General features: G+C 69.1%; 29 protein-coding genes. 18 read left to right on the forward strand and 11 right to left on the reverse strand.

Going from position 1 to position 24,577, the window contains the following annotated elements; all coding sequences use genetic code 11:
• Nucleotides 1-57 precede the first annotated feature (57 nt).
• From secY to ASG52_RS21120, 9 genes are all read left to right on the forward strand, one after another.
• Complete coding sequence (gene secY / locus ASG52_RS21080; protein WP_056247442.1) at nt 58-1,407, forward strand: preprotein translocase subunit SecY; 1,350 nt, start codon at nt 58-60, stop codon at nt 1,405-1,407.
• 143 nt (nt 1,408-1,550) lie between these two features.
• Nucleotides 1,551-2,153 (forward strand): adenylate kinase, encoded by a 603-nt coding sequence (locus ASG52_RS21085; protein WP_056247444.1) that lies wholly within the window; start codon nt 1,551-1,553, stop codon nt 2,151-2,153.
• A gap of 285 nt (nt 2,154-2,438) precedes the next feature.
• Nucleotides 2,439-2,807, forward strand: a complete 369-nt coding sequence (gene rpsM / locus ASG52_RS21090) for a 30S ribosomal protein S13 (protein WP_056247446.1) — start codon at nt 2,439-2,441, stop codon at nt 2,805-2,807.
• Nucleotides 2,808-2,978: 171 nt separating this feature from the next.
• On the forward strand, nt 2,979-3,368 hold the full coding sequence (gene rpsK / locus ASG52_RS21095; RefSeq protein ID WP_003597118.1) for a 30S ribosomal protein S11: 390 nt from the start codon (nt 2,979-2,981) through the stop codon (nt 3,366-3,368).
• A 32-nt stretch (nt 3,369-3,400) separates the two neighbouring features.
• Nucleotides 3,401-4,282, forward strand: a complete 882-nt coding sequence (locus ASG52_RS21100; RefSeq protein ID WP_056247448.1) for an MBL fold metallo-hydrolase — start codon at nt 3,401-3,403, stop codon at nt 4,280-4,282.
• A 78-nt stretch (nt 4,283-4,360) separates the two neighbouring features.
• On the forward strand, nt 4,361-5,398 hold the full coding sequence (locus ASG52_RS21105; protein ID WP_200945644.1) for a DNA-directed RNA polymerase subunit alpha: 1,038 nt from the start codon (nt 4,361-4,363) through the stop codon (nt 5,396-5,398).
• Nucleotides 5,399-5,632: 234 nt separating this feature from the next.
• On the forward strand, nt 5,633-6,046 hold the full coding sequence (gene rplQ, locus ASG52_RS21110; protein ID WP_056247452.1) for a 50S ribosomal protein L17: 414 nt from the start codon (nt 5,633-5,635) through the stop codon (nt 6,044-6,046).
• A 263-nt stretch (nt 6,047-6,309) separates the two neighbouring features.
• Nucleotides 6,310-6,774, forward strand: a complete 465-nt coding sequence (locus ASG52_RS21115) for a MarR family winged helix-turn-helix transcriptional regulator (RefSeq protein ID WP_200945645.1) — start codon at nt 6,310-6,312, stop codon at nt 6,772-6,774.
• 279 nt (nt 6,775-7,053) lie between these two features.
• Entirely contained in the window at nt 7,054-7,518 is a 465-nt protein-coding gene (locus tag ASG52_RS21120; RefSeq protein ID WP_056247454.1) for an NUDIX hydrolase, read from the forward strand.
• Nucleotides 7,519-7,524: 6 nt separating this feature from the next.
• Here ASG52_RS21120 and ASG52_RS21125 read toward each other — a convergent pair whose 3' ends face one another.
• From ASG52_RS21125 to ASG52_RS21145, 5 genes are all read right to left on the reverse strand, one after another.
• A complete protein-coding gene (locus ASG52_RS21125; RefSeq protein ID WP_056247456.1) occupies nt 7,525-8,457 on the reverse strand; it encodes an ABC transporter ATP-binding protein in 933 nt (310 codons plus the stop codon).
• A gap of 22 nt (nt 8,458-8,479) precedes the next feature.
• Nucleotides 8,480-8,773 carry a hypothetical protein gene (locus tag ASG52_RS21130; protein ID WP_056247645.1) on the reverse strand — a complete coding sequence of 98 codons (294 nt, stop codon included), beginning with the start codon at nt 8,771-8,773 and terminating at the stop codon, nt 8,480-8,482.
• Nucleotides 8,774-8,964: 191 nt separating this feature from the next.
• Entirely contained in the window at nt 8,965-9,192 is a 228-nt protein-coding gene (locus ASG52_RS21135; RefSeq protein WP_056247458.1) for a hypothetical protein, read from the reverse strand.
• A 214-nt stretch (nt 9,193-9,406) separates the two neighbouring features.
• Nucleotides 9,407-10,111: an SGNH/GDSL hydrolase family protein gene (locus ASG52_RS21140; protein ID WP_056247459.1), complete on the reverse strand. Its 705-nt coding sequence runs from the start codon at nt 10,109-10,111 to the stop codon at nt 9,407-9,409.
• Nucleotides 10,112-10,192: 81 nt separating this feature from the next.
• A complete protein-coding gene (locus tag ASG52_RS21145) occupies nt 10,193-10,750 on the reverse strand; it encodes a thermonuclease family protein (protein WP_056247460.1) in 558 nt (185 codons plus the stop codon).
• 236 nt (nt 10,751-10,986) lie between these two features.
• Here ASG52_RS21145 and ASG52_RS21150 point away from each other — a divergent pair, with 236 nt between their 5' ends.
• Entirely contained in the window at nt 10,987-11,250 is a 264-nt protein-coding gene (locus tag ASG52_RS21150; protein ID WP_056247462.1) for a hypothetical protein, read from the forward strand.
• A gap of 215 nt (nt 11,251-11,465) precedes the next feature.
• Here the strand turns inward: ASG52_RS21150 and ASG52_RS21155 are convergent, their stop codons facing one another.
• On the reverse strand, nt 11,466-11,690 hold the full coding sequence (locus tag ASG52_RS21155; RefSeq protein WP_056247464.1) for a hypothetical protein: 225 nt from the start codon (nt 11,688-11,690) through the stop codon (nt 11,466-11,468).
• Nucleotides 11,691-11,885: 195 nt separating this feature from the next.
• Here ASG52_RS21155 and ASG52_RS21160 point away from each other — a divergent pair, with 195 nt between their 5' ends.
• Together ASG52_RS21160 and ASG52_RS21165 are read left to right on the forward strand one after the other, a co-directional pair.
• Nucleotides 11,886-12,260, forward strand: a complete 375-nt coding sequence (locus ASG52_RS21160; RefSeq protein WP_056247465.1) for a hypothetical protein — start codon at nt 11,886-11,888, stop codon at nt 12,258-12,260.
• 114 nt (nt 12,261-12,374) lie between these two features.
• Entirely contained in the window at nt 12,375-13,619 is a 1,245-nt protein-coding gene (locus ASG52_RS21165) for a GGDEF domain-containing protein (protein WP_056247467.1), read from the forward strand.
• 306 nt (nt 13,620-13,925) lie between these two features.
• On the opposite strand, the gene ASG52_RS21170 is transcribed toward ASG52_RS21165, so the two are convergent.
• From ASG52_RS21170 to argB, 3 genes are all read right to left on the reverse strand, one after another.
• Nucleotides 13,926-14,366: a metallopeptidase family protein gene (locus tag ASG52_RS21170; RefSeq protein ID WP_056247468.1), complete on the reverse strand. Its 441-nt coding sequence runs from the start codon at nt 14,364-14,366 to the stop codon at nt 13,926-13,928.
• A complete protein-coding gene (locus ASG52_RS21175; protein ID WP_056247470.1) occupies nt 14,363-15,103 on the reverse strand; it encodes a pyrimidine 5'-nucleotidase in 741 nt (246 codons plus the stop codon). The genes ASG52_RS21170 and ASG52_RS21175 overlap by 4 nt, the downstream gene beginning before the upstream one ends.
• Before the next feature lie 104 nt (nt 15,104-15,207).
• Nucleotides 15,208-16,104: an acetylglutamate kinase gene (gene argB / locus ASG52_RS21180; RefSeq protein WP_056247471.1), complete on the reverse strand. Its 897-nt coding sequence runs from the start codon at nt 16,102-16,104 to the stop codon at nt 15,208-15,210.
• A 233-nt stretch (nt 16,105-16,337) separates the two neighbouring features.
• Between argB and ASG52_RS21185 the strand changes: the two genes are divergently transcribed.
• The gene (locus ASG52_RS21185; protein WP_056247473.1) at nt 16,338-16,565 is read left to right on the forward strand and encodes a hypothetical protein; all 228 of its coding nucleotides are present in this window, start codon (nt 16,338-16,340) and stop codon (nt 16,563-16,565) included.
• Between the two features lie 183 nt (nt 16,566-16,748).
• Here the strand turns inward: ASG52_RS21185 and ASG52_RS21190 are convergent, their stop codons facing one another.
• On the reverse strand, nt 16,749-17,525 hold the full coding sequence (locus tag ASG52_RS21190) for an MOSC domain-containing protein (protein WP_056247474.1): 777 nt from the start codon (nt 17,523-17,525) through the stop codon (nt 16,749-16,751).
• A gap of 119 nt (nt 17,526-17,644) precedes the next feature.
• Between ASG52_RS21190 and ASG52_RS21195 the strand changes: the two genes are divergently transcribed.
• The 5 genes from ASG52_RS21195 (at nt 17,645) to ASG52_RS21215 (ending at nt 24,231) form a co-directional block, all read left to right on the forward strand.
• A complete protein-coding gene (locus ASG52_RS21195; RefSeq protein ID WP_056247476.1) occupies nt 17,645-18,439 on the forward strand; it encodes an MOSC domain-containing protein in 795 nt (264 codons plus the stop codon).
• 226 nt (nt 18,440-18,665) lie between these two features.
• A complete protein-coding gene (gene clpB, locus ASG52_RS21200) occupies nt 18,666-21,296 on the forward strand; it encodes an ATP-dependent chaperone ClpB (protein ID WP_056247478.1) in 2,631 nt (876 codons plus the stop codon).
• Nucleotides 21,297-21,409: 113 nt separating this feature from the next.
• Complete coding sequence (locus ASG52_RS21205) at nt 21,410-22,084, forward strand: metallophosphoesterase family protein (RefSeq protein WP_056247480.1); 675 nt, start codon at nt 21,410-21,412, stop codon at nt 22,082-22,084.
• A 91-nt stretch (nt 22,085-22,175) separates the two neighbouring features.
• Nucleotides 22,176-23,606, forward strand: a complete 1,431-nt coding sequence (locus ASG52_RS21210) for a short-chain fatty acid transporter (RefSeq protein WP_056247482.1) — start codon at nt 22,176-22,178, stop codon at nt 23,604-23,606.
• Nucleotides 23,607-23,613: 7 nt separating this feature from the next.
• Nucleotides 23,614-24,231, forward strand: a complete 618-nt coding sequence (locus ASG52_RS21215) for a carboxymuconolactone decarboxylase family protein (RefSeq protein WP_056247484.1) — start codon at nt 23,614-23,616, stop codon at nt 24,229-24,231.
• A gap of 19 nt (nt 24,232-24,250) precedes the next feature.
• Here the strand turns inward: ASG52_RS21215 and ASG52_RS21220 are convergent, their stop codons facing one another.
• Nucleotides 24,251-24,565, reverse strand: coding sequence for a hypothetical protein (locus ASG52_RS21220; RefSeq protein ID WP_056247485.1), 315 nt, complete (start codon nt 24,563-24,565; stop codon nt 24,251-24,253).
• Nucleotides 24,566-24,577: the final 12 nt, after the last annotated feature.

Here is a 24,577-nt window from a genome sequence, read left to right on the forward strand (position 1 = left end):
TCCGCTTTCAGGGACCGCCTCGACGCGTCCCGACGGCATTTATTCGGGATCGATGACATGGCCTCAGCCGCCGAGCAGCTCGCCGCCAACCTGAACTTCGGCGCCATCGCCAAGGCCGACGAACTCAAGAAGCGCATCTGGTTCACCCTGGGTGCGCTCATCGTGTTTCGCCTGGGCACCTACATCCCGATCCCCGGCATCGATCCGGAGCAGTTCGCGCGGAACTTCCAGAATCAGGCGGGCGGCGTGCTCGGCCTGTTCAACATGTTCTCGGGCGGCGCGGTCGAGCGCATGGCGGTCTTCGCGCTCAACATCATGCCCTACATCTCGGCCTCGATCATCGTTCAGCTCCTCACCTCGGTGGTGCCGAGCCTGGAGGCGCTGAAGAAGGAGGGCGAGTCCGGCCGCAAGGTCATCAACCAGTACACCCGCTACCTCACCGTGGTGCTTGCGCTGGTCCAGTCCTGGGGCATCGCCTTCGGCCTGCAGGGCTCGAACGCGGTCATCAACCCGGGCCCGTTCTTCATCCTCTCCACCGTCGTCACGCTGACCGGCGGCACGCTGTTCCTGATGTGGATCGGCGAGCAGATCACCGCGCGCGGCATCGGCAACGGCTCCTCGCTCATCATCTTCGCCGGCATCGTCGCCCATCTGCCGGCCTCGATCTTCGGCGCGCTCGAACTCACCCGCACCGGCGCGCTCTCCCCCGCCGTGCTGCTCGGCGCCGGCCTTGCCGCGGTCGGGCTGGTCTACTTCATCGTCTTCATGGAGCGCGCCCAGCGCCGCCTGCTGATCAACTACCCCAAGCGCCAGGTCGGCAACCGCATGTACGAGGGCCAGTCCTCGTTCCTGCCGCTCAAGCTCAACACCTCGGGCGTCATCCCGCCGATCTTCGCCTCCTCGCTGCTGCTGCTGCCGACCACGATCGCGAGCTTCTCGGCGAGCCAGGGCTCGACCGGCATCCTCGGCACGCTGACGACCTATCTCGGCCACGGCCGGCCGCTCTACATGCTGGCCTATGCCGGCATGATCATCTTCTTCACGTTCTTCTACACCGCCGTTGTCTTCAATCCGCAGGAGACGGCCGACAACCTGAAGAAGCAGGGCGGCTTCATCCCCGGCATCCGCCCCGGCGAGCGCACCGCTGCCTTCATCGACAAGGTGCTGACCCGCATCACCGTGATCGGCGCGGCCTACCTCACCTTCGTCTGCCTCGTGCCGGAGATCGTCGCCTCCTACACCTCGGCGGCGCTCGGCTTCGGCGGCACTTCGCTTCTGATCGTCGTCTCGGTCACCATGGACACGGTGGCGCAGATCCACGGGCACCTGATGGCGCACCAGTACGAGGGCATCGTGAAGAAGGCGAAGCTGCGCGGGGCCTCCGCGGGCGCGCCACGGCGTCGCTGAATCGTCATCTCTCGGTCAAAGGTTCGGTGGACGGGCCTTGCGAATTCTCGCATCAACGTCGGTGCGATCGGGGCGCCCGTGTAAGGAGGGCGCCCATAGTGAAGAACGAGCCCGGCGCCGGGCCCTGATGACGAGGAGACGCCATGCGGATCATCCTGCTCGGACCGCCGGGAGCGGGAAAGGGTACCCAGTCCGAGCGTATCGTGGAGCGCTACGGCATCCCGCAGCTCTCGACGGGTGACATGCTGCGCGCCGCGGTCGCCGCGGGCACGCCGGTCGGCCTGGAAGCCAAGTCCATCATGGAGAGCGGCGGCCTCGTGCCGGACGCGGTGGTGGTCGGCATCGTCGCCGACCGCGTCGAGGAGGCCGACGCCAAGCGCGGCTTCATCCTCGACGGCTTCCCCCGCACGGTCGAGCAGGCCAAGGCCCTCGATTCGATGCTGGCCGAGAAGGGCATCGCGCTGGACGCCGTGGTCGAGTTCGTCGTGGACGAGAACGCGCTGGTCGGCCGGATCGCCAAGCGTGCCGAGGAGACCGCGGCCCGCGGCCAGCCGGTCCGCAAGGACGACACGCCGGAGGTCTTCAAGACCCGCCTCGATGCCTACAAGAAGCAGACCGCGCCGCTGTCCGACTACTATGCCGGCACCGGCCTGCTGCGGAAGATCGACGGCATGCAGCCGATCGATACCGTGACCGGCGAGGTCGTGACCCTGCTCGACGGGTTTCGCGAGAAGGCGGTTTCTTAAGTCCAGCTCGCCGCGGGTTGCCCCCTCTCCCCGCATGCGGGGAGAGGGAATGCCTGCGAGCACCGGCTCGATCCGACGGAAATATTACGGCATCGTTGACAAGGGGGTTCGCCTGCGCTAGGCGGGCCCCCTTCGTCCAAACGGGATTTGGTCCGAAAGCGCCTCGCTGAGGTCGCTGGCGGGCCGATTTGTCGTTTCGGGCGGGTGCGCAGGGGCCGGCCTCCACCGGACGCGCACCGTCATCGCATAGCGGCGGTCGATCCGTCCGCTCATGGAGAGAACATCTTGGCCCGTATCGCAGGCGTCAACATCCCGACCGCCAAGCGCGTCGTCATCGCGCTCCAGTACATTCACGGCATCGGCCCGAAGAAGGCCGAGGAGATCACCGAGAAGGTCGGCATCCCGGCCGAGCGCCGCGTGAATCAGCTCACCGACGCCGAGGTGCTCCAGATCCGCGAGACCATCGACCGCGACTACATGGTCGAGGGCGACCTTCGCCGCGACGTGTCGATGAACATCAAGCGCCTGATGGATCTCGGCTGCTACCGCGGCCTGCGTCACCGCAAGCAACTTCCGGTCCGCGGCCAGCGCACCCACACCAACGCCCGCACCCGCAAGGGCAAGGCGAAGCCGATCGCCGGCAAGAAGAAGTAATTTTTTGCGTTTGGGAGGCCGTGCTTCGCTCGGCCTCCTTCGCGTCGCGCTGGGTGTCCCGCTGAGGATGCCGGTGTGACAGGCCGGCACTCCACGAGCGGTCCGGCCAACTCCCAAAAGAATCCCGAGCGCCTGGAAATACGGGCGTGATTGAAGGACGAAAGCGAAAAGATGGCCAAGGAACCGACCCGCGTCCGCCGGCGCGAACGCAAGAACATCGTCTCGGGCGTGGCGCACGTCGCCGCCTCGTTCAACAACACGATGATCACCATCACCGACGCTCAGGGCAACACGATCTCGTGGTCGTCCGCCGGTGCCATGGGCTTCAAGGGTTCGCGCAAGTCGACCCCGTACGCCGCCCAGGTCGCCGCCGAGGACGCCGCCCGCAAGGCTTCCGAGCACGGCATGCGCACCCTCGAAGTCGAGGTGTCGGGCCCCGGTTCCGGCCGTGAGTCGGCGCTCCGCGCGCTCCAGGCGGCGGGCTTCACCGTCACCTCGATCCGCGACGTGACCTCGATCCCGCACAACGGCTGCCGCCCGCGCAAGCGCCGCCGCGTCTGATCGTTCGAGGATACGGCAAAACGGAGAAGCCCATGGCGGACGGTTCGAACAGGCCCCTTCCCGGCGTGCTGCGGTGGAACATCGGCGACCTCACGGTCACGGCGCTCAACGACGGCTGGTTCCAGGGCTCGCTCGATCTCGTCACGGGCATCCCCCAGGAGGAGGCTGGCGCGCTTCAGCGTGCGGGCTTCCGCCCTGAGGCTCCGGTCGTCACGCTCAACGCGTTCCTGATCACCGGCGCCGGCCGCAAGCCGGTGCTGATCGATTCGGGCTACGGCCATTTCGGCCCCGAGACGATGGGCCGGGTGCCCGCCGCCCTCGCACTCGCGGGCGTCAGCCCGGACGAGATCGAGACGGTGCTGCTGACCCATCTCCACCCCGACCATGCGGGTGGATTGGTGCAGCAGGACGGCTCGGCGGCCTACGCCAACGCGGAACTCGTGGTGCATGCCGACGAGGCCGCCCATTGGCTGCCCGACGCGGCGCTCTCCCGCGCCCCCGACGCGGCCAAGCCGTATTTCGAGAACGCCCGCAAGGCGGTCGCGCCCTACGGTTCGCGGTTGCGCAAGCACGAGGGCGGCGAGCTGGTGCCCGGCATCACCGCCGTTCCGCTGCCCGGCCACACCCCCGGCCATTGCGGCATGCGGATCGTGTCTGGGGACAAGTCGCTCTTCATGTGGACCGACGTGGTGCACATGCCGGCGATCCAGTTCAAGCAGCCCGAGGCGGGCGTCGCCTTCGACGTCGATGGCGAGCAGGCGCGGGCGACCCGCAAGCGCGTCCTCGACGAGGTGGCGAGCGAGGGTAGCCTGATCGCCGGCTCGCATCTCGAATTCCCGGCCCTCGGGCACGTCGCCCGTGACGGCGCGGGTTACAGCTTCGTCCCCGTCCTCTGGGTCGGCGGCGAAGTCTAAAGGTTTCAGGGACCGGTCGGGCGCCCCAGCGGCGCGCCCGGCCGGCCGAAGCGCTTTCGGGACGCCGACGGCGCGGGTTTGGCAAGAGGTAGGACCGTGGTCATTCAGAAGAACTGGCAAGAGCTGATCAAGCCGAACAAGCTCCAGGTGTCGGCCGGCGACGACCCGAAGCGGGTCGCCACCGTGGTGGCCGAGCCGCTGGAGCGCGGCTTCGGCACGACGCTCGGCAACTCGCTCCGCCGCGTGCTGCTCTCCTCGCTCCAGGGCGCCGCCGTCACCTCCGTCCAGATCGACGGTGTGCTGCACGAGTTCTCCTCGATCCCCGGCGTGCGCGAGGACGTGACCGACATCGTCCTCAACATCAAGACGATCGCGCTGCGCTCGCAGACCGACACCCCGAAGCGTATGACGCTGCGGAAGACCGGCCCCGGCCTCGTCACCGCGGGCGACATCGCCGTGACCGGCGACGTGCAGGTGCTCAACCCCGACCTCGTGATCTGCACGCTGGACGACGGCGCCGAGATCCGCATGGAATTCACCGTCGCCACCGGCAAGGGCTACGTCCCGGCCGATCGCAACCGCCCCGAGGACGCGCCGATCGGCCTGATCCCGGTCGATGCGCTCTTCTCCCCGGTGACGAAGGTCAGCTATCGCGTCGAGACCACCCGCGAGGGCCAGGATCTCGACAAGGACAAGCTGACCATGACGGTCGAGACCAACGGCGCGATCTCGCCGGAGGATGCGCTCGCCTACGCCGCGCGCATCATCCAGGATCAGCTCCAGGTCTTCGTAAACTTCGAGGAGCCCCGTAAGGAAGAGGCCGCGCCGCTCGCGCCGCAGCTGCCCTTCAACCCGGCGCTGCTCAAGAAGGTGGACGAGCTGGAGCTGTCGGTCCGTTCGGCGAACTGCCTGAAGAACGACAACATCGTCTATATCGGCGACCTCATCCAGAAGTCGGAGGGCGAGATGCTGCGCACCCCGAACTTCGGCCGCAAGTCGCTCAACGAAATCAAGGAAGTGCTCGCCGGCATGGGCCTGCACCTCGGCATGGACGTTCCCGGCTGGCCGCCGGAGAACATCGAGGATCTCGCCAAGCGCTTCGAAGAGCATTATTGAGGCGAGGCCGCCTCGGGCTGGACTTGGCGGCGCTGCGCGGCGCCGTTCGTTTGGCCGACCCGACCCTGTGCTGAGTCGCTAGGTCGGCTCTACCTCCCGCCCCAGCGAAGCCGGGGCGGGCACTCCCAAAAGAATCCCGCCGCGGGGTCAAGCGGACACAACGAAGAGCCGCATCGAGCGGCACCGGCCGGCCCTTGGCACGGCGGCCGGATCACAACGGAAAGGCCCAAAGAAATGCGTCACGCTTACCGCGGTCGCCGCTTCAACCGCACCGCCGAGCATCGCAAGGCGATGTTCGCCAACATGTCCGCCGCGCTGATCAAGCACGAGCAGATCGTCACCACCCTTCCGAAGGCCAAGGACCTGCGTCCGGTCGTCGAGAAGCTGATCTCGCTCGGCCGCACCGACAGCATCCACGCCCGCCGTCTCGCCATGGCGCAGATTCGCGACGCCGACATGGTCAAGAAGCTCTTCACGGTGCTGGGCCCGCGCTACCAGTCGCGTCCGGGCGGCTACTGCCGCATCATGAAGGCCGGCTTCCGCTACGGCGACAACGCCCCGCTCGCCGTGATCGAGTTCGTGGATCGCGACGTGGATGCCCGCGGCAAGGATTCCGGCCCGACTCAGGCCCAGGCCGACGCCGCCTGATCGGCTCCGTCCTACAGTTGCACGACGCGGGAAGGCGGCCGAAAGGCCGCCTTTTTGCATATTGGCCATCGATGGCGGATGATACGGCTTGAACCGGACGAAAGTCCGGGAAAAGCGGGCATGGGACAATTGAACCTGTACCCAGCGGTCTTTCCTTCGTTATCGTATGTTCGGCGTGATTGGGTCCGGTCCGTCGCCGTTGAGGCATTTGCCCCGGTCACGCTGCCGGCCGAAAGGCTTTGGCGAACGACATGGTGTGCGTCGTGAATGCTCCCAAGGAGACGGAGGCGGTCCTGAAGGACCCGCTGCTCCTCGACAACCAGCTCTGCTACGCGCTCTACGCCGCCGCCCACCGGATGACGAAGTCGTACCGGCCGATGCTGGAGCGGATGGGCCTGACCTATCCGCAATACCTCGTGCTGCTGGTGCTGTGGGAGAGCGACGGCATCACCGTCTCGGAGATCGGCCGCCGCCTGAGGCTCGATTCCGGCACGCTGACCCCGGTGCTCAAGCGCCTGGAGGCCAGCGGCTTCCTCAGCCGCAGCCGCCGCCAGTCCGACGAGCGCGAGGTCGAGATCTCGCTCACCGAGGAGGGCCGGGCGCTCCGGGCCCAGGCGGTCGCCGTGCGCCAGTCGGTGATGTGCCAGCTCAACATGTCCGAGCCGGAAATCCAGGCGATGCGGGCCGATCTCAACGCGCTGATCGAGAACCTGAGCACCGGCGGCTGAGGCGGCCGGACCGCCTGACGGGCCGACCCTGCGACGAATGTGATCCTAATGCTTTGCCGGATCATTTTCGCTTGAGCCCCTTCCCCTGCTTCCGTTAGGGGAGCGCGTCACCTCTCGCTGCAATGCAGTGTAAGTGGCGGTGGACGTGTTCGGGGGCGACGTCGTGCCGGCCTGTCATCAAGGCGTCAAACGCCTCGGTGCTTCTCCCATCCCCATGGGGAAGGACACGAGGGCCGGCTCGGTGCGCGAACCGCACTGGTCGTTGGGCGTTGCACGATCATGACGGCCGGTCCGATCGAGAGCAGCCGCGAAGCGCGGCCCCAGGTCGGCGTTCTGCCGATGCGCCGAACTGCCGAGGGCGGGACCGAGGTGCTGCTCGTGACCTCCCGCGAGACCCGTCGCTGGATCATCCCGAAGGGCTGGCCGATGAAGGGCCGGAAACCCTTCGAGGCGGCCGCCCGCGAGGCTTACGAGGAGGCCGGCATCGTCGGCCATGTCGGCAAGCGGCCGATCGGCTTCTACCTCTACGAGAAGCGGCTGAAGAACCGCGACGCGGTCCTGTGCCAGGTCACGGTCTTCCCCCTCGACGTGCGCAAGCTGCTCAAGAAGTTTCCCGAGCGCGGCCAGCGCGAGGCGCGCTGGTTCTCGCCCTCCGACGCGGCCGAGGCCGTGATCGAGTCGGGGCTCGCCGGCCTGATCCGGGCCGCGGGCAACCGCGACCCGAAGAAGAAACCCAAGCGCTGATTCTCTTTAAGGTTCGGGAAGCCGGGCGGCCTCGCGAACCGCGTCGAGGCTGAGGCTTCCCGGTCCGGCGGCGAGCCGCGTCGCCCCCGTCGCCAGCATCCGGTCCAGCGCCTCCCGCAGGCTCGCCTCCGGCGCGATCGCCGGCAGGGGAGGGGGCGCCGGCTCCGGGCTCGCGAGATCGCGCACCCGCAATCGCTCCAGCCGCCGCAGCGCCCGCGACCCTCCCAAAAAACTCTCGACGAAATCGTCCGCCGGGGCGGCGAGCAGGCGCTCCGGGGTGTCGGCCTGGACGAGACGGCCGTCGCGCATCAGCGCGACCGTGTCGCCCATCCGCAGCGCCTCGCCGATGTCGTGGGTCACGAGGATCACGGTCTTGCGCAAGGTCCGGAGGATCGCGCCGATCTCCTCCTGCAGCCGGTCGCGGGCGACCGGATCGACGGCGCCGAACGGCTCGTCCATCAGCAGGATCGCCGGGTCGGCGGCGAGCGCGCGGGCGACCCCCACGCGCTGGCGCTGTCCACCCGACAATTCGGCCGGTTTGCGATGTGCGTATCGGGTAGGATCGAGGCCGACGAGATCGAGCATCTCATCGACGCGGGTCGCCATCCGCGCCCGCTTCCACCCGAGCAGCCCCGGCACGGTGGCGACGTTCTCGGCCACGCTGCGGTGGGGAAACAGCCCGACGCCCTGGAGCACGTAGCCGATGCCCCGGCGCAGGCGCGTCGGATCGGTCTCGGCCACGTCGCGGCCCGCCACCGTCACCCGCCCGGCATCCGGCTCGACGAGGCGGTTGACCATCCGCAGCGTCGTGGACTTGCCGCAACCCGACGGCCCGATCAGGGCGCAGGTCGTGCCCTCGTCCACGGCGAGGTCGAGGTCGGCCACCGCCGGGCGGTCGGCACCGGGATAGTGTTTCGAGACGCCCTCGAACCGGATCATGTCGCCGGTCTCGGCAGCCCAATCAGCAGCCCTTGCAGATCGAGCCCATCGTCCGGTTCATCTTGGCGTCCCAGGCCTTGTCGCGGTCGCGGGCGGCGCGCTGCGCCTTCAGCATCTGCTCCTGCGAAGCCGCCGAGAGTTGTCCCGGCTGGCCGGTTGCGGCCCCGACCACGGCGGGCGGCGGCGGCTTGGTCTGGCCCGTGGCGGTGACGCTGCGGCCGGAGGGGGTGAGCCGGGTGTCGGCGGTACCCTGAGCTTGCGCGGCGCCAGCCCCGATCAGCCCGGCGAGCAGGAGGACGGCGGAAATGGGTCGCATCGTGGTCATCACTCCTGAGTCCTTGCGCCGTCGGTGACCTTCCGACGAAGGGCAGCACCGCTTGCGCCCGGTGGACCGGGCGTCTTCCCGCGCGAGGATTCTAGGTGGCACCGCGCCGGCCCGCCGACAAGGCGTCGACAGGGCATCGGTTCGGCAAGGTAACCGCCGGCTTCTCGGAGGACGCCGATGCGTCAGTCGTCGTCGAAGACGATGCTGTCGTGGCCGATTGCGGGATCGTCGTTGCGGTGGAGGCGCAGCGTCAGGGTCTGGTCAGCCCGGTCGCCGATCTCGTCGATCAGGGCATGCCAGGAGGGCGGCAGGCTGTCGTCCCCGTCGGCGTCGAGGCTGCGTCCGAGGTCGTGGCCGAGCTTGTGCAGCACCAGCCGGGAGCGGAAGCCGAAATCCTGTTCGATCGACATGGGCGATCCTCGCTGACGTGGTTCGTGTTGAGTCCCCTCGTTCCGATGCACCCGCGCGGTTCGCGCCCCTTCGCCTCCGCCCGGTCGCGCCGGATCGGGTCAGCTCAAGCGCCGGATGTGGCCGATCGGCGGCAGGACCGGTTGTCGCCTGTGGATTTCGAGCCGGTGTTGCAAATTTAAGCCAGTGTTGAAAGCAATCGTCGTGCCCGCGCCGCTACCGGCAAATCTGCCGGTCGATCGCCCGGTAGGCAGTGGCGTATTCCGTCAGGTGAACGCCGTCGGCGGTGGCTTCGGGCCGGGCGATCCCGAAATCATCGCTGCGATAGGACCGATAAGGGTCGTCGGTTTCGCAAGACAGGCGCGCGCAGACGGCCGCCTGACGCTTCGTCAGCTCCGCGACGCCCGCACCGTCGAAATCGTCGGCCGTGGCCGCGAGCGGCGGCACCGCGGTGAGGACGACGCGGTCCGCCATCGCGGACAGCCGCGTCACGATCACGGCGAGGTCGGCCTCGTAGCGGTCGCGGGCGTCACGGGTCGAGGGGGTGCGCTTGCGCAGAAGATGGTTCGTGCCGAGCGTCACGACGACCACAGCGGGCCGGCGCTTCAGCTGCAGCGCGTCGAGGAAGGCAAGGTAGTCCTCGGCCTTGGCGCCGGACACGCCCGCATTGAGCACCCTTCGGCCGCAGGAGAACGGCTCGGGGAGCGCCAACTCGGCATGGGAATCGCCCGCCAGCATCACGAAGCCGTCGGCGAGGCTGCCGGATTGCGCCGCGACGACCCGCGCGCGGTCCTCTGCATAGATTCTGAGCTTCGAGCCGCCGGTCCGCGAGGCGACGGCATGGCCGATGGCGCCGCCGAGGCCCACGAGGAGAACCGCGCCGGAGGCCACGGCCAGGATGCGAGCGCGGGTTCGGGACATTCCGACTTGTGGTCGAGGGTCCGCCGCGGCGTCAACGCACACCGCACGGGAGCCTCGATCGTCTCGAACGGAGCGGCGTGTTCAGTGCGCCTCGGGCTTGTTGGCGTCGGCGACCGCGTTGGTATGGTTGTAGGCACTGCGCGGGCGGTTGGTCGGGTCCTCGAACGAGCCCGCCCACAGGCCGAGCCGCTTGCCCCAGGCCAGCGTCTCGGCGCCGACATAGGCCGCCTGTCCGCGGCGGCGGTCGGCCATGGCGAGGCCCTTCTCGGCCATCCACGCGCTCAGGTCTTCCTTGTCGCGCAGGCAGACCGAGACGGCGCGGCCGTAGCCGTCGGTCTCGCGGACGCGGCAGGTCACGGTCGCCTCGCGCAGGTGGGCGGCGAGCGCCTTGGCCGCGACCGTGCCGCAGGAATAGGACTGCGCCTTGCCGTCGAGGCAGGTCTGCTTGAGGCCGGGCGCGGCCACGCCGTAGAGCCCGATCACCCGCCCGCCGACGACGAGCGTGTCGCCGTTGAGCACCCGCGCCTTGCCGCTCACGCTGTCGGCGGCCCGCGCCCCGGTCGCGGCGCCCATCGCCGCCAGGACGGCGAGGCTCGCGGCCATCCCCGCACCGAACCAGAACGATCCCGTCACTCGCATTCCTCAAGACCCTAGCGTTTGCCCGGCGTCGCCGCGCGGGCCCTCGGCCGGACATCGCGCCTGCCGAACGCGTCCCCTCCGTCCCGGGGCCTATGCGAGTCTTATGCCCATTCTGTGGCCGCGCTTGAGGCCGAGGCGGGAGCCGCCGCCGACGCCCACGCTTTCGTGAGCGGGTGTGTCCGGAACGCGACGGGTCCGGCCCGGTTGGCCCAGCATCGAGCGCGGCGGGAGCACCGATGACGTACGAAGCCGACCGCTTCAGCGAGTGTCTGCACACGGCTGAGGACCAGCTTCATTGGGGCACGGACCCCCGGGCGCTGGACCAGGCGGCCCAGGCGCTGGCACGGCTCGAGCCCGGCCACGTCCTCGTGGAACAGCTCGCCCAGCGCGCCGCGGTGCTGCGGGCCGCCCGCCGCGAGCTGGTCCGCCGTACCACGATGCCTCCGCCGCCGCCCCCGTTGAAGCAGCCGCCGGCCCGGTTTTCCGAGCGCCGGACCTGACGGACGCCGAAATCGATCGACAACACCCTGTCCGCGGCGCGGGACGGCCCTAGCTCAGCCGTGCCGGTCGCTTCCGAGCGCCGGCCGTCCGCGCCCGCTCGACGGCTGTGCCCCCAGCTTGTCGAGCGGGCGCGGATGTCGAAGTTCCAACATCCTGTGTTGCTTCGGCTTTTTCCGAAAACCGGTTCCCGCTTTTCGGGCCGATGCTCGGCGACTCAGCCGGCTGCGGCGACGCGGGGGCGCTCGTAGACCGGCGCCGCCTCCGGGCGCGGCACGAAGGCGACGATGTTGTCGGGGGCGGTCGCCTCGGTGCTGACCGCGCCCGCGCCGCGTCCGGCCGGGAGGCTCATCCAGCGCACGATCCGCTCGCTGGCGCCGCGCTCGAACCGGCGGGCCAGCCGCCGCCGCGCCCAGGCCGGAAGCTCTTCGAAATCCGTCATGTTTGCCCCCATTACTGTTTTCGGGCCCGAATCTCCGTCCGGGCCGTGTCGTTTGAGTTGTGTGCAACTGTGAACGCAATAAGGCACGGGCGCGGGAAGATCGTGGCCGCGCGACCGTGAGGGGCTCCGCTCCGGGGTCCGGAAACATCGGCGGCACCGATCGTTGGCAGCCGGGACGACGTGAGGGAGGAGCGGATGGCGGCGAGCATGGCGGAGCTGATGCGCGGGGCGGCGGCCGAGGCGCGGCGGCTCGCGGCGACCTTCCCCGGCGCGGTCGCCAAGGACGACTTGCCCTGGCGGGTGATCGCCGGGTTCGACGCCGACATCCGCGGCCATGTCGAGCGCGACCGGCGCATCGAGGACGAGCGCGACCGTGTGCTCATCGCTGCCGTGACGCTGGCCGAAGTTCCGCCGGAGGCGGAGACGGAAGAGCGCGAACGGGCCCGGCGCGGCCTCGTGCGGGCGGTCGATTACCTGGAGGAGGCGGTGTTGCGCTTCGGCGTGCTCAACCGGGCCGCGGCCCGGCGCGGCTGCGGGTCGGCGGGCGATCCGGTCTCCACCGGCGCCTGATCGGCCGGCCGTTTTTTGGGCAGACGCGAGAAGCCTATCCGGCACCTCTTTACGCCCACGCGAAAATACCGGACATCTTCGGGATAGGCCGATCGGTCGCTTGCCCGGCACGTCATGCACGCCTCGATCGAAGCCGGTCTGCGCCGCCCCTGGTATCGTCTGCGCCTTCCGCCCGCCCTCGAAGCGCAATACCGCGCCGAGACCGCCCGCGGCAGCGGCGTTACGGTGCAGACCTGGCTCGCCGTCTTCGCGTTGTTCAACGTCCTGTCCCTGGTGATGGACCACGACGTGTTCGGCCCGGAGGCGTTCCGGGTGCCGCTGTTGCTCACCACGGGCGTGTTCTGCCCCGTGGCGATCCTGGCGATCGTCTCGCTGCGCGGGCGCCCGACCATGCTGCGGATGACCGCGGCGGCCTCGGCGACGGGGCTCGTGGACACCGCCATCGTCCTCAACAGCGCCCGTCTCGCCCCGCCCGCGCATACCGATTCCTACATCGTGCTGGCCGCGATCGTGCCGCTCGTGGTCGGGCTGATCGCGCCGCTGCCGTTCCGGCACGTGGTCGCCTACTGCACCGCCTCGCTGGCGCTCTATGCCGGCCTGATCCTGGCCTTTGATATCGCCGGACCGGGGCAGACCGGGCTGCCGCTCCTCATCTCCGGCCTGATCATCGTGCCGCTCAAGCTCGGCTACTCGCGGGAATGGGAGGCCAAGAACGTCTTCCTCTTAGGCCTGCGCGAAAAGCTGCAGGCCGAAGCGCTGGCCCGCGCCAACGCGCGCCTCACCATCCTGTCCGAGACCGACTCGCTGACGGCGCTGGCCAACCGCCGCCACTTCGCGACTTGCGTCGAGCAGGCATGGCGGGCGAGCGCCGAGGAGGGCGGGTGGCTCGGCGTGCTCCTGCTCGACATCGACCATTTCAAGCGGTTCAACGACACCGCCGGCCATCCGGCGGGCGACAGTTGCCTCATCGCGGTGGCCGGCGCGCTCGCCTCGGCGATCGAGGCGAGGGGCGGGCTCGCGGCGCGCTACGGCGGCGAGGAGTTCGTCGCCTTCCTGCCCGGCGCCGACCTTGCCGGGGCGATCGAGGCGGGCGAGGCGGTCCGGGCCGCGGTGGCGCGGCTCGCGCTGCCCCATCCCGGCCTGTCGAAGGGCGCGCATCTCGCCGTCAGCGTCGGCGCCACCGCGGCGCACGGCGCGACCCGCGCCTTCGGCGTGACGGCCAAGGACCTGCTCAAGGCCGCCGACCTCGCGCTCTACGCCGCCAAGGCGGGCGGTCGCGACCGCGTCGCGGCGCTGGCGCCGGCCGCCAACACCAACCGGCCCCTCGCCGACGGCTCCGCGGCTTCGGACGCGCCCTGAGCGCCTTTTTTCTCCCATCCATCCCTCAGAAGGCCGTGGGCGACCAAGGGGCCGATGCCGGGGAGCCGAGCTCAGCAGGGCGGCGCGGCGGGCCAGGGCGGCGTCCTTGGCCACGTCGGCGGCGACCCGAGGACTCTGCGGGCTCGTGTTCGTAGCTCTGGGCCGGGCGGCCACCCGGCCCAGAGCCCCAGGCGTTCCGCTACATTTCCATCGCAGACGGGCTCCAGCGGATCGCGCGGCTGGTGGAGCCCTCCTTCGAGTCTGCTGCGCAGCATCTCAGGATGAGGGGGGGATGGATCGGGCCGGTCAAACAGCCCTTTGATCGTCCGTGATCTCGTCCGCGGCGGCCTCGATCCCGGCCATGCCGTCGTCGGACAGGCCGAAATGGTGGCCGATCTCGTGGATCAGGACGTGGGTGACGAGGTGGCCCAGGCTCTCGTCGTGCTCGGCCCAGTAGTCGAGCAGCGGCCGGCGGTAGAGCCAGACCGCGTTGGGCATCTGCCCGGTGGCGACCTCGCCCGATTGCGCCAGCCCGACGCCGCGAAACAGCCCGAGCAGGTCGAACTCGGTGGCGCAGTCCATCTCGGTCAGCGTCTCCTCGTCGGGGAAGTCGTCGACGTGGATGCGCACCCCGGCGCACAGGCGCCGGAACTCCTCCGGCAGCGCGGCGAAGGCGGCGTCGGCCAAAGCCTCGATCTCGGCGAGGCTCGGGGCGTGTCGATTCGCCCAGTCGGTCGGCGTGCTCACGGCGCCGCGGTCTCGGCCACCGGCAGCACGCAGGCTTGCAGGAAGCCGGCGAGATCGCTGGTGATGTGGTCGATATGCGGTTCTTTCACCGCCTCCTGCTCGAACCGCTCGCGGAACGGATCGGGGGTCGGCGGCACCACCAGCACCGTGCCCATGCCGAGATCGTGCGGCACCACAAGGTTGCGGGCGATGTCCTCGAACAGCACCGAACGGCGCGGATCGACCTCGTGGCGGTCGAGGAAGCGCTCGTAGGTGACCTTCTCGGGCTTCGGCACGAAGTCGGCGGCCGCGATGTCGAACACGTCCTCGAAGTGGTGGAAGATGCCGAGCTTCTCCGCGACCCGCTCGGCGTGGCGGCGCGAGCCGTTGGTGAGGATCAGCTTGCGACCCGGCAACCGTTCGATGGCGGCACCCAGAGCCTCGTCGAGCGGAATCGTCGAGTGGTCGATGTCGTGGGCGAAGTCGAGGAAGGCGTGGGGGTCGATTCCATCCTCGACCATCAACGCCTTCAGGGTCGTGCCGTAGCGGTGATAGAAGTATTTCTGCAGCGCGCGGGCCGAGAGTCCGTCGAGCCCGTAGAGCCCCATCACGAACAGGGTGATGCGCTCATCGACCTGCGGCCAGACCCGTGCGTCGCTCGGATAGAGCGTGTTGTCGAGGTCGAACACCCAGGTGTCGACGTGGGCGAAGCCCGGCGCGTCGGGGGCGGTGAGGTGGATCTCTTGAGACAGAAGCACGAGGCGGAGCCTGCTGGCGGAACGGGGGCGAAGGGCGCCTCCATTCCATGATCTAGGGAGCGACGCGCGGCGGAACACCGCCGCGCTCGTCGCATGGTCGGCGCTCAGGTCCGCCGGATCAGGGTGCCGGCACCGAAATCGGTGAACAGCTCCAACAGCGTGGCGTGCGCCACCTTGCCGTTGAGGATGACCACGGCCTCCACGCCCTGCTCGATGGCGTAGATGCAGGTCTCGACCTTGGGGATCATGCCCGCCGTGATGGTGCCGTCGGCGATGAGCCGGCGGCAATCCTCGATCGACAACTCGGGGATCAGGTTCTTGTCCTTGTCGAGCACGCCCGGCACGTCGGTGAGCAGCAGGAGCCGCTTGGCCCTGAGCGCGCCCGCGATCGCACCGGCAAACGTGTCGGCGTTGACGTTGTAGGTCTTGCCGTCGGCGCCGTAGGCCACGGGGGCCAGCACCGGGATCAGCTCGGCCTTCAGCACCGCGTCGAGCACGCCGCGCTCGACATGCTCCGGCTCGCCGACGAGGCCGAGATCGACCGCCTGCTCGGTGTCGCTGTCGGGGTCGCGGATCGTGCGCAGAGCCCGCTTGGCGCGGACCATGTTGCCGTCCTTGCCGCACAGGCCGATGGCGCGTCCGCCCTCGGCGGCGATCCAGCCGACGATCTGCTTGTTGATCGAGCCGGCCAAGACCATCTCGACCACCTCGACGGTGGCCTCGTCGGTGACGCGAAGCCCGCCCTTGAATTCGGACTCGATGCCGAGCCGCGCCAGCATCCGGCCGATCTGCGGCCCGCCGCCGTGCACGACGATCGGCTTCAGGCCGGATTGCTCGAGGAGCACGATGTCCTCGGCGAAGTCTTCGGCCGCGGCCGGGTCGCCCATGGCGTGGCCGCCGTACTTGATGACGACGATCTCCTGATCGTAGCGCTGCATGTGGGGCAGCGCCTGGGTCAGGATCTCGGCGCGCACGTGCACGTTCGGCAGCGGATCGGTCATCGGCTCGCTCGTTGCCCTTCAGTCTGGTGTCCCGCGGAAAAGGACGCTCTGCCGCGAGAGGCACGCCCCATCGGATTCGCGACCGGCTTCTAGCCCAGCCCGCCCGCGGTGCGAAAGCCACCGAACGGAGCCGGTTGCAGGCCACGAAGTCGTGAACGCCTAGGGACCGATTGCAACAGTTCGTTAACCACGTCGCGCCGATGATCGAGTCTGTCACCAGGGGGTGACACACCATGCTCAACGCCGACCTTCCGGAGCCGCGTCCCAGCCTCACCAATCCCGGCCTGATCGCCCGCGCCGTCGAGCGCCTCGGCCAGGGCGCCGGCTCCTCCGCGGACATCTGGCGCAAGCTGACCGATTCCTACGCCGTCGATCTCGATGCGGTCGCCGCGCTCCTGCCCTGCGCCGAGCCGGAGCCGCTCTGGCTCACCGCCCGCGCCGGCCAGCGCCGCCGGGGCTGAGCGCACTGGGCCCGTTTGCCCGAGCCTTCCCACCCATCCCCCTCATCCTGAGGTGCCGCGAAGCGGCCTCGAAGGAGGCCTCCAGGGATCGCGAGCAGACTGGAGCCCTCCTTCGAGGCTTCGCTTCGCTCCGCACCTCAGGATGAGGGTGAGGATGGGAAGAGCGTCGCGTCGGTCCGGCTTTCAGCCCACGACGCGCAAAACCTCGCCCGCCCGCACGGTGCCGCCGTTCAGCACCTCGGCATAGACGCCGCAATCGCTGTGGCCGAGGCTTTTCGACAGCGCCGCCGGGATCGCGAGATCGCGGATGCCGGTCTCGGGATCGACGTTGACCGCCGCACACCGCACCGTGCGTCGCGCCAGCTTCAGCCGCACCCCGCCCGGCGTCTCAAGAACCTTGCCGAGCAGATCGTTCTCCGCCCAAGCCTCCAGCCCGTCGAGATAGAGGTTGGCGCGAAAGCGCAGCGGATCGACGGGAGCGCCGACCATGTCCTCGACCGCCTGCACGCTCGCCCGGTTGACGAGCGAGACATAGCCGTCGGGGGCGTCGGTGAAGCGGTAGCCGGGCGGGGAGGCCAGCACCCGCGGCGCGCCGCGCAGCTCGTGCGGCACGAACCCCTTCATGAAATCGGCGACCGTCTCCCGGCCCTCCGGCGTGCTCAGATCGGCCGAGACGGCTTCTTCGCCGTTTTCCTCGATGGTCAGTCGATGGGTCTGCGCATCGAAGCGGGTGCGCAGCCGCGCCAGGGCCTCGTTGCGCATCAGCATCAGGTAGGCGACCTTGGGCAGGTGGCGCGGCGCCACCTCGTTGAAGCCCGAGGGCCCGTTCTCGATGGCGTAGAGCCGGTCGCCGGGAAAGTAGCCGCTCGTCTCCAGCTCGGCGCGCTCCAGCGCCTCCGGCGACAGGCCCTTCACGGGGTAGCGGTAGAGGGCGGCGATGCGCGGCGTGTCGGTCGTCATGCGCCCTGGCTAGAGCCGCTCGCCCGGGCTTGGCAAGCGGCTGCGACCTACGACGAACTGCGGATGGCGCCCGCCGCGCCGTTCCGCGAGCCTGCAGCTTTCCTGGGGAACCCGCTCGCATGGCACACGTCACCGCTCTGTACCGCTATCCCGTGAAGGGGCTCTCGGCCGAGCCGCTGCCCGCGCTTAGTCTCAGTCGCGCGGCCGGCTTGGCGCATGACCGCGAATACGCGCTTGCGCTCGGCACGACGGCGTTCGATCCGCAGGCGCCGGAGCCGCTCGAAAAGGGCTACTTCCTGATGCTGCGCGGTAACGCGCCCCTGGCGGCATTGCGCACCCGCCTCAACCCGGAGACGGGACGGCTCACGATCGTGCAGGATGGGCAGGACGTGCTGCGGGAGGACATCACCAGCGATCCAGGACGTGAGGCCGTTGAGCGGTTCTTCGAGACCTATATCGGCCCGGCCGCCAAGGGGCGTCCGCGGCTGGTGCGGGCCGACGGGCACAAGTTCACCGACGGCAGCGTGATCTCGCCGACCTTCATGCGGGCGGTCTCGTTCGTCAACCTCGCCTCGGTCCGCGCCCTGGAGGAGCGGGTCGGCATGGCCCTCGATCCGCTGCGCTTTCGCGCCAACATCTACGTCGATGGGCTCGCGCCCTGGGCCGAGCTGGACTGGGTCGGGCAGGAGGTCGGCATCGGCGCCGTCCGCTTCCGGGGGCTGGCCCGCACGCCGCGCTGCGCCGCGGTCGATGTCGATCCGACGACCGCTGCGCGGCACACCACCCTCCCGCGCGACCTCAAGCGCCATTTCGGCCATGTCGATCTCGGCATCTATCTCGAAGTCCTGGCCGATGGCGACGTGACCGCGGGCGATGCCGTGACCGCTCCGGCGCCCCTGTCCGGTGCCGCCTGAGACCGAAAAATCCCGTCGGCCTGCCGCGCGTGCAGACCCGCCCTGTGCGACCGCGCAAGGTCGCCCGTGGCCCCTTGTGTTACGAAAAGGCAACACCCACTTCAGCCCTCGCCGACGGCTTGCACAGCGTCGGTGCTCCGGCGGGGCCGACCCCGCGGGGCAACGCATCGGACTTTTCGTGCCGCGAAGGCGGGCGAACAATTTCGATTCGGGGAAGGACACGCAAATGAATTTCGAAAAGTACACCGAGCGCGCCCGCGGCTTCGTCCAGGCGGCGCAGAATCTCGCCGTCCGCGAGGGCAACCCGCAGCTCGCGCCCGGCCATCTCCTGAAGGTTCTGCTCGACGATTCCGAGGGGCTTTGCGCCGGTCTAATCGACCGGGCCGGGGGCCAGTCGCGGGTCGCGCTGGCGCAGGCCGAGCAGTGGCTCGCCAAGCAGCCGAAGGTGTCGGGCAATTCCGCGCAGCCGCAGGCGACGCGCGACCTCGTGCGCCTGTTCGACACCGCGGAAAAGGCCGCCGAGAAGTCGGGTGATTCCTACGTCACCGTCGAGCGCTTGCTTCTCGCCTTCGCGGTCGAGAAGGAGTCGGAGGCCGGCCGCATCCTGGCGGCGGCGGGCGTCACCGCGGCCTCGCTCAACGGCGCGATCAATGCCTTGCGCAAGGGCCGCACCGCCGACAACGCGAGCGCCGAGAACGCCTACGACGCGCTGAAGAAATACGCCCGCGACCTCACCGAGGCCGCCCGCGAGGGCAAGCTCGATCCGGTGATCGGCCGCGACGAGGAGATTCGCCGCACCATCCAGGTGCTGTCGCGGCGCACCAAGAACAATCCGGTGCTGATCGGCGAGCCCGGCGTCGGCAAGACCGCCATCGTTGAGGGGCTGGCCCTGCGCATCGTCAACGGCGACGTGCCGGAATCGCTCAAGGAGAAGAGCCTGCTGGCGCTGGACATGGGCTCGCTGATCGCGGGCGCGAAGTACCGCGGCGAGTTCGAGGAGCGGCTGAAGGGCGTGCTGTCCGAGGTGACCGCGGCGGAGGGCCGGATCATCCTGTTCATCGACGAGATGCACACGCTGGTCGGGGCCGGAAAGGCCGACGGCGCCATGGACGCCTCGAACCTGCTGAAGCCCGCGCTGGCCCGCGGCGAACTGCACTGCGTCGGCGCGACGACCCTCGACGAGTACCGCAAGCATGTCGAGAAGGACGCGGCTTTGGCGCGGCGCTTCCAGCCCGTCTTCGTGTCCGAGCCCACCGTCGAGGACACGGTGTCGATCCTGCGCGGCATCAAGGAGAAGTACGAGCAGCACCACGGCGTCCGCATCCAGGACTCGGCGCTCGTCGCGGCGGCGACGCTCTCGAACCGCTACATCACCGACCGCTTCCTGCCGGACAAAGCCATCGACCTCGTCGATGAGGCGGGCTCGCGGCTTCGCATGCAGGTCGATTCGAAGCCCGAGGAACTCGACAACGTCGATCGCGAGATCGTGCGGCTGAAGATCGAGGGCGAGGCGCTGAAGAAGGAGACGGATTCCGCCTCCCGCGACCGCCTCGTGCGGCTGGAAGGCGAGTTGGCCAACCTTGAGGAGCAATCCGCCTCGATCACCGCCCGCTGGAAGGCCGAGAAGGACAAGCTGGGGGCCGCTGCCGACTTGAAGAAGAAGCTCGACGAGGCGCGGAACGACCTCGCTGCGGCCCAGCGCCAGGGACAGTACCAGCGCGCGGGCGAACTCGCCTACGGTCTGATCCCTGGCCTGGAGAAGCGCTTGGCTGAGATCGAGGCGGCGGGCGAGAGCGCCGTCTCGCGCGACGGCATGGTCGAGGAGGCGGTGACGCCGGCCCACATCGCGGGCGTCGTCTCGCGCTGGACCGGCGTGCCCGTGGACAAGATGCTGGAGGGCGAGCGCGAGAAGCTGCTGGCGATGGAGGAGACGTTGGCGCGTCGCGTCGTCGGCCAGCGCGAGGCGGTGGAGGCGGTCTCGACCGCGGTGCGCCGGGCGCGCGCCGGCCTTCAGGACCCGAACCGGCCGATCGGCTCGTTCATGTTCCTCGGCCCGACCGGCGTCGGCAAGACCGAGCTGACCAAGGCGCTCGCCGGCTTCCTGTTCGACGATGACACGGCGTTGGTGCGCATCGACATGTCCGAGTACATGGAGAAGCACGCGGTCGCCCGCCTCATCGGCGCGCCTCCGGGCTATGTCGGCTACGAGGAGGGCGGGGCGCTGACCGAGGCGGTGCGGCGCCGGCCCTATCAGGTCGTGCTGTTCGACGAGGTCGAGAAGGCGCATCCGGACGTGTTCAACGTCCTGTTGCAGGTGCTCGACGACGGGCGGTTGACGGACGGACAGGGCCGCACGGTCGATTTCCGCAACACGCTCCTCATCATGACCTCGAACCTCGGTGCGGAATATCTGGTGAACCAGCCCGCGGGGCAGGACACCGATGCGGTTCGGGACGAGGTCATGGGGGTCGTCAAAAACCACTTCCGGCCGGAATTCCTCAACCGGGTCGACGAGATCATCCTGTTCCACCGCCTCGCGCGCTCGGAGATGGGGGCGATCGTCGACATCCAGCTCGGGCGGCTGGCCAAGCTCTTGGAGGATCGCAAGATCGCCCTCGACATCGACGAGGAGGCCCGCACCTGGCTCGCCGACAAGGGCTACGACCCGGCCTACGGGGCGCGGCCCCTGAAGCGGGTGATCCAGAAGAGCGTGCAGGACCCGCTCGCCGAGGCCCTGCTCTCCGGCCGCATCCACGACGGCGAGGCGGTGCCGGTGCGGGTCGACGCGGGCGGGCTGACGGTGGGCGGCGTCGTGGTCGGCAGCGCGCGCCGGCCGGCGGGGGTGTTGCTGAACTGATCCGCGTTGGCGCTACGATGTGGAACGCCCCGGTGCCGAGAGGTGCCGGGGCGTTCCACTTTGCGGCGGTCAGGGCTCTTGCTCTGCACAAGAATACCCTCGAAAACCGGCACATGACCGCCGAGACGCTCACCTACGCCATCGGCGACATCCACGGCTGCGCCGACCTGCTCGACGCGCTGCTGGAGCGCATCGACACTCACGCCGCGGGCCGCGCGAAAAAACTTGTGTTCCTCGGCGACTACATCGACCGCGGGCCCGACAGCGCGCGGGTGATCGAGACGCTCCGCAAGCTGCAATGGCGCGAGCCCGACGACGTGGTCTGTCTGATGGGCAACCACGAGGCGATGCTGCTGAAGACGCTGCAGGAGCCCGGCGCCCTCGATCATTGGCTCGCCAATGGCGGTGCGGCGACGCTGACCTCGTTCGATGCGGCGGGCCCCGAAGAGATTCCCGGCGACGTGCTGGACTGGGTCGAGCAATTGCCGACGCTGCATTCGGATGCGCAGCGCTGGTACGTCCATGCCGGCTTCCGGCCGGACGCCGAGGTGCCGGACCCCGACCGCGAGGTGCATCTGTGGATGCGCGAGCCGTTCCTCTCGGCGGACCACGATTTCGGCCGCCACGTCGTCCACGGCCACACGCCGCAGACCCGCGGCGGGCCGGAGCGCAAGCGCTTCCGCACCAACCTCGACACCGGCGCGGTCTACGGCAATGCCCTGACCGCGGGGGTGTTTTCGAGCCGGCAGGGTCCCCCCGAGGAAATCTTGAGCATTCCGGTCCGGTGAAACCCGCGCGCCCTTGAGGCCGCCCCCGCTTCCGCTGCATACCTCGACCGTCGGCGCCCGAAGAGCGCCCGAGGAAGCGGACAGGACCATCATGACGCCGGAGAGCCGACGCCGCGAGGACAGCGCGCTCGCACGCCTCGCGCTGCGCTTCACCGATTGGGCGGAGAAGTGGTTCCCCGATGCCTTCGTGTTCGTGGCGATCGCGGTGGTGATCGTAGCCGGCGCCGCGCTCCTCAACGGTGCGCCGGTCCAGGCGGTGACCAAAAGCTTCGGCGACGGCTTCTGGAGCCTGATCCCCTTCACCATGCAGATGGTGTTCGTCACCATCGGCGGCTACGTGGTGGCGACCTCCGCCCCCGTGCAGGCACTGATCGAGCGCATGGCGCAGGTGCCCAAGACGGGCCGCGGCGCGATCGGCTACGTCGCGCTCGCCACCATGCTGTCCTCGCTCCTGTCCTGGGGCCTCAGCCTGATCTTCGGCGGCCTGCTCGCCCGCGCGCTCGCCCGCCGCACCGACCTGCGGATGGATTACCGCGCCGCCGGCGCCGCCGCCTATCTGGGCTTGGGCGCCACATGGGCAATGGGCCTGTCCTCGTCCGCTGCGCAGCTTCAGGCCAATCCGAAAAGCCTGCCGCCGGGGTTGTTGCAGATCACCGGCGTGATCCCGTTCAGCGAGACGATCTTCCTCTGGCAGTCGATGCTCATCACGGCGATCCTCGTCGTCCTCTCGGCGGTGATCGCCATCGCCTCGGCGCCGGGACCGGATACGGCGGTGACGGCGCAGGATCTCGGCGTCGATGTCACCAAGGAGGAGCAGGCGGTCGAGCCGCCGAAGCAGCCGGGAGAGTGGCTGGAGCACGCCCCGATCCTGACGGTGCTGATCGGCCTGCTCGCCGCGGGCTGGCTGATCCAGGAATTTCAGCGCCAGGACTGGATGGTTGCGATCTCCAGCCTCAACACCTACAACTTCCTGTTCCTGATGACCGGCTTCGTGCTGCACTGGCGGCCCAAGCGCTTCCTCGCGGCGCTGGGCAAGTCGGTGCCGGCGACCGCCGGCATCCTGATCCAGTTCCCGTTCTACGCCGCCATCGCGGCGATCCTGACCGGCGCCAAGAACGGCGCCGGTGACAGCCTCTCGCACGTGATCTCCCACGCCTTCGTGTCGCTGAACACGCAAGGCTCGTTCCCGCTCGCCATGGGCGTCTACTCGGCGCTGCTCGGCTTCTTCATCCCGTCCGGCGGCGGCAAGTGGCTCTTGGAAGCGCCCTACGTGATGCAGGCGGCGAACGAATTGAAGGTGCATCTCGGCTGGGCGGTGCAGGTCTACAACGCGGCGGAAGCCCTGCCGAACCTGATCAACCCGTTCTTCATGCTGCCGCTGCTCGGCATCCTGGGCCTCAAGGCCCGCGACATCGTCGGCTTCAGCTTTTTGCAGTTGGTCGTCCACCTGCCGGTGGTGCTGTTCCTGCTCTGGGCGCTGGCCTTCACGCTGGAATACCATCCGCCGGTGATTCCGAGCTGAGGGTATCATGCGCAACGGGCTCATCGGGCTGGCCTTCGCCCTCGGAACCACGGGGGCGATGGCCCAGGACCGGATGCTGGACATCCCGGCCGCGCAGCAGAGCGAAGCGCAGCGCAAGGCCTCGGAGGAGTTCCTGGCGGCGCGCAAGGTGCCGGTGTTCGGGCCGTTCGTGCCGCTGCTGCGCAGCCCGCAACTGATGCTCAACGCCAGCAACATGGGGCTGTACCTGCGTTACAACAGCGTGATCCCGCTGAAACTCAGCGAGTTCACGATCCTGCTCACCGCGCGGGAATGGAGCCAGCAGCTCGAATGGCACATCCATGAGCCGATCGCGCTGAAGGCCGGGCTCGATCCGGCCATCGTCGAGGCGGTGCGGGAGGGGCGCCGCCCCGACGCCATGGGCGAGGAGGAGGCGCTGGTCTACGCCTTCTCGACCGAGCTTCACCGCAGCAAGGCGATCAGCGACACGACCTACGGCCGCGTGGTCGCCAAGTTCGGCGAGCAGGGCGCGATCGATTTGGCCGGCATCAACGGCTACTACACGCTGCTCGCCATGACACTGAACATGGCCCGCACCGCGCTGCCGAACGGGGCGAAGCCGCCGCTGCCAAGCCTGATCCCGTAGGACCGCGTGGTCGGCGGCGTCAGAGACGCCGCCGGATCTCATCCAACAGGTCCTTCAACTCGCAGTCGATCATGTAGAGCCGACCGAGCCCCCGTCGGCATGAGCCGCCGTAGAGTAGCGCATTGATCGCGTAGACCGGCCTCGCGTGCAGAAGGCCGCGGCCGAACGGCATCCCGAGGCCGCTCCGGTAGAGGGAGGCATTGCCGACGGTGCCCAGGTCGGACAGCGAGGCCGACAGGGCTTGCCGCTCCGCGATGAGGGTGTCCATCCGCTCTTCCAGGGTATCGCCCCCGAGCTTGGCGAGGTCGCCTCGGAGGTTCAGTCCCCACCGCATGGATGCGACGGT

The sequence above is a fragment of the Methylobacterium sp. Leaf456 genome, assembly GCF_001425465.1.
In the GTDB taxonomy this organism is placed as follows: Bacteria; Pseudomonadota; Alphaproteobacteria; order Rhizobiales; family Beijerinckiaceae; genus Methylobacterium.